This is a genomic window from Photorhabdus sp. RW14-46, assembly GCF_963887965.1.
In the GTDB taxonomy this organism is placed as follows: domain Bacteria; phylum Pseudomonadota; class Gammaproteobacteria; order Enterobacterales; family Enterobacteriaceae; genus Photorhabdus; species Photorhabdus laumondii.
In genome coordinates, this window is record NZ_CAWPHH010000002.1 from 172,489 (window position 1) to 185,673 (window position 13,185).

A 13,185-nucleotide genomic window follows, 5' to 3' on the forward strand; every position below is an offset into this window, starting at 1 on the left:
AGGCGGCTGTAATCAAAATATAATAAATATAATGAGGATATACTCCGATGAATGATGACATTTACCAAGGGATCGAGAATAACCCGCGTTTCAAAGAATTGGTTGAAAAGCGAGGACGTTTTGCATGGTTGCTATCAATAATCACATTAATTCTGTATGTCAGTTTTATTTTTCTCATTGCATTTGCACCTGAATGGCTAGGCACTCCCCTTTATAATGGTTCCAATATTACCCGCGGAATACCGGTTGGTATTGGTTTAATTGTTATTTCATTCATCTTAACCGGCCTATATGTCATCAGAGCCAATAGCGAGTTTGATCACCTTACCTCACAAATTCTCAGTGAGGTAACGAAATGAAAAATTTCCTGTTATTAGCAATAATGTTATTTCCTCATCTTACTTGGGCTAACGTAATCTCTGAAACTGGAGAAAGGCAACCTGTCAACATTCAGGCTATTATCATGTTTGTCCTGTTTGTTGGTTTCACACTCTATATCACTTACTGGGCCTCAAAAAAAACACGCTCCCGGACTGATTACTACACGGCGGGGGGACGTATTACGGGTTTCCAAAATGGAATGGCAATTGCGGGAGATTTTATGTCCGCAGCATCATTCCTCGGCATTTCCGCTTTAGTCTATACGTCTGGTTATGATGGACTAATTTATTCTATCGGCTTCTTGATTGGCTGGCCTATTATCCTATTTCTGATTGCTGAAAGATTAAGAAACCTTGGGCGCTATACTTTTGCCGATGTCGCGTCTTATCGGTTACAGCAACGCCCAATCCGTATATTATCTGCAATTGGCTCGCTGTTTGTTGTCGCCCTTTATCTTATTGCTCAGATGGTTGGTGCAGGTAAACTTATCGAATTGCTTTTTGGGCTTAATTACCATGTAGCGGTCGTATTGGTTGGTATCCTAATGGTACTTTATGTTCTGTTTGGCGGTATGCTAGCAACGACTTGGGTACAAATTATCAAAGCTATCCTATTACTAGCTGGTGCCACCTTTATGGCCCTTATGGTCATGAAAATAGTAAACTTCAATTTCAATACGTTGTTCAAAGAAGCCATTGCAGTCCACTCAAGAGGTGAAGCCATCATGAGTCCAGGAGGGTTGGTATCTGACCCAATATCCGCACTTTCTCTTGGTCTGGCATTGATGTTTGGTACTGCTGGTTTACCTCATATTATCATGCGTTTCTTTACTGTAAGTGATGCGAAAGAAGCCCGAAAGAGCGTTTTCTACGCTACTGGCTTTATTGGTTATTTTTACATTCTGACTTTTATCATCGGCTTCGGTGCTATTTTACTGGTTAGTCCAAACCCTTCCTTTAAAGATGCTACCGGCGCACTCATTGGTGGTACTAACATGGCAGCCGTTCACCTCGCTAGCGCAGTTGGAGGCAACCTGTTTCTGGGTTTTATCTCTGCTGTCGCCTTTGCCACAATTCTAGCCGTTGTTGCGGGGCTAACGCTGGCTGGCGCATCAGCAGTATCACATGACCTATATGCAAACGCCATTAAAAGCGGTAAAGCCAATGAACGAGATGAACTGAGAGTTTCAAAAATAACAGTTGTGATACTTGGGTTTATCGCAATCGGATTAGGTATTCTATTTGAGAACCAGAATATAGCTTTCATGGTTGGATTAGCATTTTCTATTGCTGCAAGTTGTAACTTCCCAATCATTCTTTTGTCTATGTACTGGCATAAACTCACTACCCGTGGTGCGTTAGTCGGAGGTTGGCTAGGATTAATTACAGCTGTCGTTTTAATGATTCTCGGTCCAACAATTTGGGTCAGCATTCTCGGTCACGAGAAACCAATCTATCCTTATGAATATCCAGCATTATTCTCAATGATTATCGCTTTTATTGGTTCATGGCTATTTTCTATCACCGATAATTCACAACAAGGTATGCAGGAAAGAGAACAATTTAGAATCCAATTTATTCGATCACAAACAGGACTTGGTATCGCACAAGGAAAAACACATTAATTACGTTTGTATGGCCAACCTCTCCTTCGGGAGAGGTATTTTCATTAAAAGCCATCTGAATTCAGAGCTATTTCACAAATTAACCTCTTGTTTTAATCCCAGGTTAATGATTAACTCTTTTATTTCAATTTATACCCGTTATCCTTCAAGTTGCCTCTTTGTTGGCTGCGCTCACTCACCCCGGTCACATAGTTATCTATGCTCCCGGGGATTCGCTCCCTTGCCGTCGCGATCCATCTTGAAATCCATTGGGTATATTAATTAAGTTATTAATCTGTATGCAAAATAAATGGCCGATTATTATTTTTTTGACTCTATCTTTACTACCGATAATCTTCATTAGTGATTTAAAAGGTGAGTATAAGTTAAAAATAATATTACTGAGTTTCTTACTAGCAAATGTTAACGCATTTTTTTATTGTTATAAATATCTTAAGCCATTGGTTTTACTTATTTCTATATTGTGGTCGCTTAATATATCCACATCATTTTTTTTCTTTAATGAACATCAGATAAATTTTTCTTCAACTATTGCCAACACTTTTATCAATACAAATAGCAATGAAGCTGTAGGTATGTTGTCCTACAATAAATACTATGTATTTTTCTTTATTTTCATGCTGTTAATATATTTTTTGTCTATTAGATGGCTCTCAAATAATATAGACAAAAGATTACTAAAATTCAGTTTATGGGTTTTTATTTTTTTCTGCCTATTAGTGCCTATTGACTACTATATCTCAGGAAAAAAATATTCAGATGATATTATTTTATCAGAACACTTTTTAATGGGAACACCATTCTATAACTCATCAGCAATGGTAAAAGCAATATATGATAATCAACAAATTAAAAATATTTCTTCTGTTAAAATGAATTTTAATTATATAAAAAAAGATAAAGATATTGATATCTACATATTACTGATAGGAGAATCAGCAAGAAGAGATCATATGTCTCTGTACGGTTATGATAAAACCACAACACCAACATTAGACACGATGCAGAAAAATATGCTGATATTCAATCAAGCTATTTCTCCAGCTCCAGTTACTATATTATCCGTACCTATTTCACTTTCTAATATTACTTTATACCAGCTCAGAAATAAGGCTCATTATGCTGACAATGTTATATCTTTAGCTAAAGATGCAGGGTTTAAGACAACTTGGATAAGTAACCAAGGAAGATCAGGTAAAAACAATAGTCTGATCACAATTATTGCTAATATGGCTGAAAGCCAAAAATGGAATGAATATATTGGATATGATGAAGAGTTACTAACCTATTTAGATGATTCATTAAAACAGAAAGGTAAGAAATTTATTATTATGCATATCTATGGCAGTCATGAGCCATCCTGTAACCGATTTCCCGAAAATAAACTAATATCTTTTTCATCGAACGAAGATGATAATTGCTATGACAGCTCAATAGTTTATACAGATCAGCTAATAGAGAAAGTTATTAATAAAATCAAAGATTATAAAGCATCTATTCTCTATTTTTCAGATCATGGATTACAACGTTTAGATAAAAATAGTGACATCCGTTATCACCACGGAGTTAGTCATCCTCGAAAAGAGGCTTATAATGTCCCCTTATTTATCTGGTATAACGATAATGTTAATCCAAGATATCGTCATACTGGTGTAATAAATACCCCTTTCTCAACTTCAGATAATTATTACCTTATCAGTGATTGGCTAGGTATTTATCATAAATCTCCAGAATACTGCCGTTCACCATTAAGCAATTGTTTCAAATCAGAGAAAGATCTAATGGTGATCGATGGTAATAAAAACTTAATAAAATATAATGATCTTCTTGATGAAAAATATATCAAAAATTCAGACAAGTGATTCCCAGATGTTTAAGTCTATTATCCTTGGCATCAACTCAAATAAATGATTCATATACATGAAAGAAGGATAACCACAATCTGTAATTTCTCAAACTTTTAATACAATAATAAGCCATAATGATGAATTAAATTTGAAATTTCACTACTGACTTTATATAAGCTTAAAAAATAGGTTTGAGTTATTTTTCGTATCAGCTACTTATAGCGGGTTTTAATTATTAACGGATAGATAAGAGCTGGCTAATTTTCTTAAAAGAATGCTCACCAGATGGAAATCCAAAATAACTAAACAGCCTTCTGCATCCATATGGGCTCTAAAAATGGTTCTCACCTTCCTACCCCTTGTATGCAACCGCCTTCAAACTCTACCTCTCAATGAGCCGTAGCCGTAACAGAAGCGATTACACATGAAGTGTGCCTAAATGATTTGGCAGTATCAGACCCCTGACCAGAAAACATGCCTAGATGAACTATGCACGCTATATCTGTATCTGGCTCATAAATGCAAAAACCCCCAGCTTTCGCTGAGGGTTTCTACGGTATTTAAAGCCTGGCAGTGTCCTACTCTCACATGGGGAGACCCCACACTACCATCGGCGCTACGGCGTTTCACTGCTGAGTTCGGCATGGGGTCAGGTGGGACCACCGCGCTATCGCCGCCAGGCATATTCGGTTTTCTTCCGGCCGTTGTCGCTCTTCTGCCACAACCACCCGAATCAATCTCTGAACAAGCGAAAAATCTCTCTCTTCTGTCTTCCGACACCAAAACACCTTCGGTGTTGTAAGGTTAAGCCTCTCGGTTCATTAGTACTGGTCAGCTCAATGCATCGCTGCACTTACACACCCAGCCTATCCACGTCTTCGTCTTAAACGTTCCTTCCGTGACCTCAGTCAGGGGAAGACTCATCTCAAGGCAAGTTTCCCGCTTAGATGCTTTCAGCGGTTATCTCTCCCGCACTTAGCTACCGGGCTATGCCATTGGCATGACAACCCGTACACCAGCGGTGCGTCCACTCCGGTCCTCTCGTACTAGGAGCAGCCCCTTTCAATCTTCCTGCGCCCACGGCAGATAGGGACCGAACTGTCTCACGACGTTCTAAACCCAGCTCGCGTACCACTTTAAATGGCGAACAGCCATACCCTTGGGACCTACTTCAGCCCCAGGATGTGATGAGCCGACATCGAGGTGCCAAACACCGCCGTCGATATGAACTCTTGGGCGGTATCAGCCTGTTATCCCCGGAGTACCTTTTATCCGTTGAGCGATGGCCCTTCCATTCAGAACCACCGGATCACTAAGACCTACTTTCGTACCTGCTCGAACCGTCACTCTCGCAGTTAAGCTGGCTTATGCCTTTGCACTAACCTCACGATGTCCGACCGTGATTAGCCAACCTTCGTGCTCCTCCGTTACCCTTTGGGAGGAGACCGCCCCAGTCAAACTACCCGCCAGACACTGTCCCCGGCCCGGTTTACGGGCCCAGGTGAGAACATCGAACATTCAAGGGTGGTATTTCAAGGATGGCTCCACGCAGACTGGCGTCCGCACTTCTCAGCCTCCCACCTATCCTACACATCAAGGCTCCATGTTCAGTGTCAAGCTATAGTAAAGGTTCACGGGGTCTTTCCGTCTTGCCGCGGGGACACTGCATCTTCACAGCGAGTTCAATTTCACTGAGTCTCGGGTGGAGACAGCCTGGCCATCATTACGCCATTCGTGCAGGTCGGAACTTACCCGACAAGGAATTTCGCTACCTTAGGACCGTTATAGTTACGGCCGCCGTTTACTGGGGCTTCTGTCAAGAGCCTCGCCTTGCGGCTAACCCCATCAATTAACCTTCCAGCACCGGGCAGGCGTCACACCGTATACGTCCACTTACGTGTTTGCACAGTGCTGTGTTTTTAATAAACAGTTGCAGCCAGCTGGTCTCTGCGACTGGCTTCAGCTCCGGAGGCAAACTCCTTCACCTACCGCCAGCGTGCCTTCTCCCGAAGTTACGGCACCATTTTGCCTAGTTCCTTCACCCGAGTTCTCTCAAGCGCCTGAGTATTCTCTACCTGACCACCTGTGTCGGTTTGGGGTACGATTCAATATGACCTGACGCTTAGAGGCTTTTCCTGGAAGCCGGGCATCAACCACTTCACCGCCGTAGCGGCTCGTCATCACGCCTCAGTGTTCACAGAAGAGCGGATTTCCCTGCTCCTCCCACCTACACGCTTAAACCGGGACAACCGTCGCCCGGATGGCCTAGCCTTCTCCGTCCCCCCTTCGCAGTCACATTCAGTACAGGAATATTAACCTGTTTCCCATCAGCTACGCCTCTCGGCCTCACCTTAGGGGTCGACTCACCCTGCCCCGATTAACGTTGGACAGGAACCCTTGGTCTTCCGGCGAGCGGGTTTTTCACCCGCTTTATCGTTACTTATGTCAGCATTCGCACTTCTGATACCTCCAGCAGGCCTCACAGCTCCACCTTCTCCGGCTTACAGAACGCTCCCCTACCCAATAACACTTGCGTGTCACTGCCGCAGCTTCGGTGCATGGTTTAGCCCCGTTACATCTTCCGCGCAGGCCGACTCGACCAGTGAGCTATTACGCTTTCTTTCAATGATGGCTGCTTCTAAGCCAACATCCTGGCTGTCTGGGCCTTCCCACATCGTTTCCCACTTAACCATGACTTCGGGACCTTAGCTGGCGGTCTGGGTTGTTTCCCTCTTCACGACGGACGTTAGCACCCGCCGTGTGTCTCCCGTGATACCATTCTTCGGTATTCGCAGTTTGCATCGGGTTGGTAAGCCGGGATGGCCCCCTAGCCGAAACAGTGCTCTACCCCCGAAGATGAATTCACGAGGCGCTACCTAAATAGCTTTCGGGGAGAACCAGCTATCTCCCGGTTTGATTGGCCTTTCACCCCCAGCCACAGGTCATCCGCTAATTTTTCAACATTAGTCGGTTCGGTCCTCCAGTTAGTGTTACCCAACCTTCAACCTGCCCATGGCTAGCTCACCGGGTTTCGGGTCTATACCCTGCAACTCTTTCGCCCAGTTAAGACTCGGTTTCCCTGCGGCTCCCCTATCCGGTTAACCTTGCTACAGAATATAAGTCGCTGACCCATTATACAAAAGGTACGCAGTCACCCTGATTAATCACGGCTCCCACTGCTTGTACGTACACGGTTTCAGGTTCTCTTTCACTCCCCTCGCCGGGGTTCTTTTCGCCTTTCCCTCACGGTACTGGTTCACTATCGGTCAGTCAGGAGTATTTAGCCTTGGAGGATGGTCCCCCCACCTTCAGACAGGATTTCTCGTGTCCCGCCTTACTCATCGAACTCACAGCCATACCATCTTCGAGTACGGGGCTGTCACCCTCTCTCGCCGGCCTTTCCAGACCGTTCCTCTGATGCTATCGCTGATGCAGGTTCTGGGCTCCTCCCCGTTCGCTCGCCGCTACTGGGGGAATCTCGGTTGATTTCTTTTCCTCGGGGTACTGAGATGTTTCAGTTCCCCCGGTTCGCCTCATTAACCTATGAATTCAGTTAATGATAGTGCAACTCATTGCACTGGGTTTCCCCATTCGGACATCGCCGGCTCTGTCGCTTCATATCAGCTCACCGACGCTTTTCGCAGATTAGCACGTCCTTCATCGCCTCTGACTGCCTAGGCATCCACCGTGTACGCTTAGTCGCTTAACCTCACAACCCGAAACTGTCTCGGACTGTTCAGCTTGAGAGACACCTCAACAATACCTCGGCGATATTATTGAGTATTTCAATTTTTCAGCTTGTTCCAGATTGTTAAAGAGCATCTATCGCTAAACAGATTCACCTAAATCCGCTTAAAGATAACCTGACAACGCCTTTCACCCGTCATCCCGCAATATGGCGTCCCCTAGGGGATTCGAACCCCTGTTACCGCCGTGAAAGGGCGGTGTCCTAGGCCTCTAGACGAAGGGGACCCGCTGGTCAGCTTCGCAGACTCATTTGCACTCTATTTTCATCAGACAATCTGTGTGAGCACTGCACTCAACCTATCTCAGGTAAGGAGGTGATCCAACCGCAGGTTCCCCTACGGTTACCTTGTTACGACTTCACCCCAGTCATGAGCCACAAAGTGGTCAGCGCCCCCCTTTCGGTTAAGCTACCGACTTCTTTTGCAACCCACTCCCATGGTGTGACGGGCGGTGTGTACAAGGCCCGGGAACGTATTCACCGTAGCATGCTGATCTACGATTACTAGCGATTCCGACTTCATGGAGTCGAGTTGCAGACTCCAATCCGGACTACGACAGACTTTGTGTGTTCCGCTTGCTCTCGCGAGGTCGCTTCACTTTGTATCCGCCATTGTAGCACGTGTGTAGCCCTACTCGTAAGGGCCATGATGACTTGACGTCATCCCCACCTTCCTCCGGTTTATCACCGGCAGTCTCCTTTGAGTTCCCACCTTCACGTGCTGGCAACAAAGGATAAGGGTTGCGCTCGTTGCGGGACTTAACCCAACATTTCACAACACGAGCTGACGACAGCCATGCAGCACCTGTCTCTCAGTTCCCTAAGGCACTTCGCTGTCTCCAGCAAATTCTGAGGATGTCAAGAGTAGGTAAGGTTCTTCGCGTTGCATCGAATTAAACCACATGCTCCACCGCTTGTGCGGGCCCCCGTCAATTCATTTGAGTTTTAACCTTGCGGCCGTACTCCCCAGGCGGTCGATTTAACGCGTTAGCTTCGGAAGCCACCGTTCAAGACCGCAACCTCCAAATCGACATCGTTTACAGCGTGGACTACCAGGGTATCTAATCCTGTTTGCTCCCCACGCTTTCGCACCTGAGCGTCAGTCTTCGTCCAGGGGGCCGCCTTCGCCACCGGTATTCCTCCACATCTCTACGCATTTCACCGCTACACATGGAATTCTACCCCCCTCTACGAGACTCCAGTCAACCAGTCTTAGATGCCATTCCCAGGTTGAGCCCGGGGATTTCACATCTAACTTAATTGACCGCCTGCGTGCGCTTTACGCCCAGTCATTCCGATTAACGCTTGCACCCTCCGTATTACCGCGGCTGCTGGCACGGAGTTAGCCGGTGCTTCTTCTGCGGGTAACGTCAAAGTCCAGCCCTCTTCAGGCTAAACCCTTCCTCCCCGCTGAAAGTACTTTACAACCCGAAGGCCTTCTTCATACACGCGGCATGGCTGCATCAGGCTTGCGCCCATTGTGCAATATTCCCCACTGCTGCCTCCCGTAGGAGTCTGGGCCGTGTCTCAGTCCCAGTGTGGCTGGTCATCCTCTCAGACCAGCTAGAGATCGTCGCCTAGGTAGGCCATTACCCTACCTACCAGCTAATCCCATCTGGGTTCATCCGACGGCGTGAGGCCCTTTCAGGTCCCCCACTTTGGTCTCGCGACATTATGCGGTATTAGCCACCGTTTCCAGTGGTTATCCCCCGCCCTCGGGCAGATCCCCAGACATTACTCACCCGTCCGCCGCTCGTCAGCAAAAGCGCAGGCGCTTTCCTGTTACCGCCCGACTTGCATGTGTTAGGCCTGCCGCCAGCGTTCAATCTGAGCCATGATCAAACTCTTCAATTTAAAGTTTGATGCTCAAAGAATTCTGACTAATTATTTCGTAATGAATTAACTGTTGTTCACTCTTCAAGACTTTAAAACGTATTTTTTTGTGATACGGTCTTGTGAGTGCCCACACAGATTGTCTGATTAATTGTTAAAGAGCAGGCTGACATAAAAAATAACATTCTCGTTCAGCCGGGCTGCGTATACTACGCTGTTCGCCCGCAGAGTCAAGCACTGATTATCGCTTTCTCTGCCCGACCTCACAATGTTTATCAGCGTTGTGTCGGTCAGTGGTGGCGCATTATAGGGAATTCTTTGACGCTGGCAAGCATTTATTTGAAAAAAACTTTTATTCGAGGATTTTTTCAACAAAATGATGATATAAAGAACAAAAAGCCTATTTTTTGATGCCTTTAATTGCTTTAGGTAAGTCTGCAAGACTATTTATTATCAAATTAGCCGCTTGTTCAGCTTCAGTGTTAACGGGTTTACCTGTGCGAACTAATACTTTAGTGCCAATTTTTGCCAACGTCGCGGCTTGCATATCTTCGAGTTTGTCACCAATCATAAAAGAAGCCGTCATATCGATACTCAGCTCCCTCTGCGCATCCAGTAACATACCCGGCTGCGGTTTACGGCAGTCACAACTCTTCTTATATTGCTCTTCAGTTGCATCTGGGTGATGAGGGCAATAATAAATGCCATCCAAATCCACACCACGGTCTGCTAGCGACCAATCCATCCATTCCGTCAGTTGCAAAAACTGCTCTTCATCGAAAATTCCACGGGCAATACCTGACTGGTTTGTGACTAATACCAGTGCATACCCCATCTTTTTCAATTCAATCATGGCTTCAATGACACCATCGATAAATTGAAAATCATCTATTTCATGTACATAACCATGATCGATATTTATTGTTCCGTCACGATCTAAAAATACGGCAGGAATACCTTGTGTCACCCGATTGCTCCAAAAATGTAAGAAGCCCCCAGTATCGCATGATTTAGCCATGAATGAGAATGCAGCAATTAATTTATTCACAGTTGACTTAGACGTCTAGACACCTTAACATCCGATTAAACGGGTGGTTTGCTTTTTCAAAAATGTTCAAGCTATCAATTTTCAAAATTTTTATAAAAATAAATAAGAATAAAAATGATAAAACTGTTTCATATCAATAAAATATTCCAGCAGGGTGCCCGTTCTATTAACGCGCTTTCAGATATCAGCCTGCATGTTCCGCAAGGGCAAATTTACGGTGTTATTGGCTCATCCGGCGCAGGTAAAAGTACACTAATTCGCTGTGTAAATATGCTTGAGCGCCCAACTTCCGGGCAAGTATTGGTTAATGGTCAGGATTTAACTATCTTGTCTGATAGTGATTTAACTCGTGCACGTCGTCGTATCGGCATGATTTTCCAACACTTCAATTTGCTCTCTTCAAGAACAGTGTTCGGCAACATAGCTTTGCCTTTGGAATTGGATAACATTCCAAAAGCCGAAATCAAAAAACGGGTAGACGAGCTATTGGAGCTTGTTGGTCTTACAGATAAGCATGATGCCTATCCAGCAAATCTCTCTGGCGGACAGAAGCAACGTGTTGCTATTGCCCGTGCTCTAGCTAATTCACCTAAAGTACTTTTATGTGATGAAGCAACCAGCGCTCTAGATCCTGCAACAACTCGTTCTATTCTAGAATTATTGAAAGATATTAATCGCCGTTTGGGGCTAACTATTCTGTTAATTACACATGAAATGGATGTCGTCAAACGTATTTGTGACCAAGTAGCCGTTATCAGTGGCGGGCAACTGATTGAACAAGACATTGTTAGTGAAGTATTCTCTCATCCCAAGACACCTATCGCTCAGGCATTTATTCAGTCAACTTTGCATCTGGATATCCCTGAAGATTATGTACAAAAAATGCAAAGCCACCCAGCACCAAATCTTAGTCCATTATTGAAATTAGAGTTCACCGGTCAGTCTGTAGATGCTCCACTGATTTCAATGGCAGTACGTCGTTTTAATATTGATATGAATATATTAAGTTCTCAAATCGACTATGCCGGTGGCGTAAAATTTGGTGTGATGTTAGCTGAATTACACGGTGAAAATGGTGGCGTTGAGTCAACGATTAAGTTTTTACAAGATCATCATGTGAAAGTAGAGGTTCTCGGTTATGTCTGAAGGAATGATGTTATTACTGGCTAAAGGCGTCTGGGAAACTCTAGTAATGACTTTTGTTTCTGGTTTCTTTGGCTTCATTATCGGGCTGCCGATAGGTGTATTGTTATATGTCACCCGTCCCAATCAAATTATGGAAAATAGTAAACTCTATCGTTTTCTTTCAGCGGTAGTTAATATTTTCCGTTCTATCCCATTTATTATTTTACTGGTGTGGATGATTCCTTTTACCAGACTAATTGTGGGAACATCGATCGGTTTACAAGCTGCCATTGTCCCATTAACCATAGGTGCTGCACCATTTATTGCTCGTATGGTGGAAAATGCTTTATTAGAAATTCCATCGGGACTCATTGAAGCTGCTAGAGCAATGGGAGCATCCCCATTCCAGATTATAAAGAAAATTCTGTTACCTGAAGCATTACCTGGTTTGCTCAATGCAGCCACAATTACCCTCATAACTTTAGTCGGTTATTCTGCAATGGGAGGTGCGGTAGGTGCAGGCGGATTAGGCCAGATTGGTTACCAATACGGATATATCGGCTATAATGCAACAGTAATGAATACCGTATTAGTGTTACTGGTTATTTTAGTTTATTTAATTCAATTAAGTGGTGACCATTTAGTCAAGGCCACAACACGTAAATAACAAGATTATTTTAATAGCAGTACCTGTGTCGGTGCTAATAAATCAGTATTCTATAGGGGTAAAGTATGTCTGTTAAATTAAAAACCATCGCAACTATCAGCGCTCTTTTAGGTTCATTAATTCTATCTGGCTGCGGGCAGGAAAAACAAGATCCAAACCATATTAAAGTAGGCGTTATCGTTGGTGCAGAGCAGGAAGTGGCTGAAATTGCAAAAAAAGTCGCTAAAGATAAATATGGTCTTGATGTAGAACTGGTAACCTTTAATGATTTTGTATTGCCAAACGAAGCTCTGAGCAAAGGCGATATTGATCTGAATGCATACCAGCACAAACCCTATATGGATCAGCAAATCAAAGATCGTGGTTATAAGATGGTCACCGTTGGCAACTCTTTTGTTTATCCAATTGCGGGTTATTCCAAAAAAATTAAGTCCTTGGATGAATTGCAGGATGGTTCCCAAATTGCGTTACCAAACGATCCAACGAACTTAGGCCGTTCTTTATTACTGTTACAGAAACAAGGTTTAATTAAATTGAAAGATGGCATAGGCTTATTACCAACGGTTCTAGACGTTGTTGAAAATCCTAAGAATTTAAAACTAGTCGAATTGGAAGCACCACAATTGCCACGTTCACTGGATGATCAAAAAATTGCTCTCGCCATCATTAATACAACCTATGCAAGCCAGATTGGTCTGACTCCAGCAAAAGATGGTTTATTTGTTGAAGATAAAAATTCTCCATATGTAAACCTACTGGTTAGTCGAGAAGATAATAAAGATGCTGAAAACGTTAAGAAATTCGTTAAGGCATATCAATCAGACGAAGTTGATGAAGCTGCCAATAAGATCTTTAATGGTGGTGCAGTGAAAGGTTGGTAATCTTTCATATTACGTTCATCGATATTAGAATAAT

7 protein-coding genes, 1 tRNA gene and 3 rRNA genes are annotated in these 13,185 nt (G+C 43.9%); 6 read left to right on the forward strand and 5 right to left on the reverse strand.

Annotated features, from left to right (window positions below; genetic code table 11):
• Positions 1-47: 47 nt before the first annotated feature.
• The 3 genes from AACQ38_RS02585 (at position 48) to AACQ38_RS02595 (ending at position 3,867) form a co-directional block, all read left to right on the forward strand.
• The gene (locus tag AACQ38_RS02585) at positions 48-359 is read left to right on the forward strand and encodes a DUF485 domain-containing protein (RefSeq protein WP_011144479.1); all 312 of its coding nucleotides are present in this window, start codon (positions 48-50) and stop codon (positions 357-359) included.
• Positions 356-2,005: a cation/acetate symporter ActP gene (gene actP, locus AACQ38_RS02590; protein ID WP_058589612.1), complete on the forward strand. Its 1,650-nt coding sequence runs from the start codon at positions 356-358 to the stop codon at positions 2,003-2,005. Before AACQ38_RS02585 ends, actP begins: the two co-directional genes overlap by 4 nt.
• A 278-nt stretch (positions 2,006-2,283) precedes the next feature.
• Positions 2,284-3,867, forward strand: coding sequence for a phosphoethanolamine transferase (locus AACQ38_RS02595; protein WP_165577348.1), 1,584 nt, complete (start codon positions 2,284-2,286; stop codon positions 3,865-3,867).
• A gap of 550 nt (positions 3,868-4,417) precedes the next feature.
• On the opposite strand, the gene rrf is transcribed toward AACQ38_RS02595, so the two are convergent.
• The 5 genes from rrf to gmhB form a co-directional block, all read right to left on the reverse strand.
• Positions 4,418-4,533, reverse strand: a 5S ribosomal RNA gene (rrf, locus tag AACQ38_RS02600).
• A gap of 119 nt (positions 4,534-4,652) precedes the next feature.
• A 23S ribosomal RNA gene (locus AACQ38_RS02605) occupies positions 4,653-7,561 on the reverse strand.
• A 187-nt stretch (positions 7,562-7,748) separates the two neighbouring features.
• A tRNA-Glu gene (locus AACQ38_RS02610) sits at positions 7,749-7,824 on the reverse strand.
• 82 nt (positions 7,825-7,906) lie between these two features.
• Positions 7,907-9,451: ribosomal RNA gene (locus AACQ38_RS02615) — 16S ribosomal RNA — on the reverse strand.
• Together the 16S, 23S and 5S rRNA genes with 1 tRNA gene alongside form the textbook arrangement of a ribosomal RNA operon.
• Before the next feature lie 379 nt (positions 9,452-9,830).
• Positions 9,831-10,397, reverse strand: a complete 567-nt coding sequence (gene gmhB / locus AACQ38_RS02620) for a D-glycero-beta-D-manno-heptose 1,7-bisphosphate 7-phosphatase (RefSeq protein ID WP_011145074.1) — start codon at positions 10,395-10,397, stop codon at positions 9,831-9,833.
• 195 nt (positions 10,398-10,592) lie between these two features.
• Here gmhB and metN point away from each other — a divergent pair, with 195 nt between their 5' ends.
• The 3 genes from metN (at position 10,593) to AACQ38_RS02635 (ending at position 13,151) form a co-directional block, all read left to right on the forward strand.
• Complete coding sequence (gene metN / locus AACQ38_RS02625; protein ID WP_011145073.1) at positions 10,593-11,624, forward strand: methionine ABC transporter ATP-binding protein MetN; 1,032 nt, start codon at positions 10,593-10,595, stop codon at positions 11,622-11,624.
• Positions 11,617-12,270, forward strand: coding sequence for a methionine ABC transporter permease MetI (locus AACQ38_RS02630; RefSeq protein ID WP_011145072.1), 654 nt, complete (start codon positions 11,617-11,619; stop codon positions 12,268-12,270). The genes metN and AACQ38_RS02630 overlap by 8 nt, the downstream gene beginning before the upstream one ends.
• A gap of 65 nt (positions 12,271-12,335) precedes the next feature.
• The gene (locus AACQ38_RS02635) at positions 12,336-13,151 is read left to right on the forward strand and encodes a MetQ/NlpA family lipoprotein (protein ID WP_011145071.1); all 816 of its coding nucleotides are present in this window, start codon (positions 12,336-12,338) and stop codon (positions 13,149-13,151) included.
• Positions 13,152-13,185: the final 34 nt, after the last annotated feature.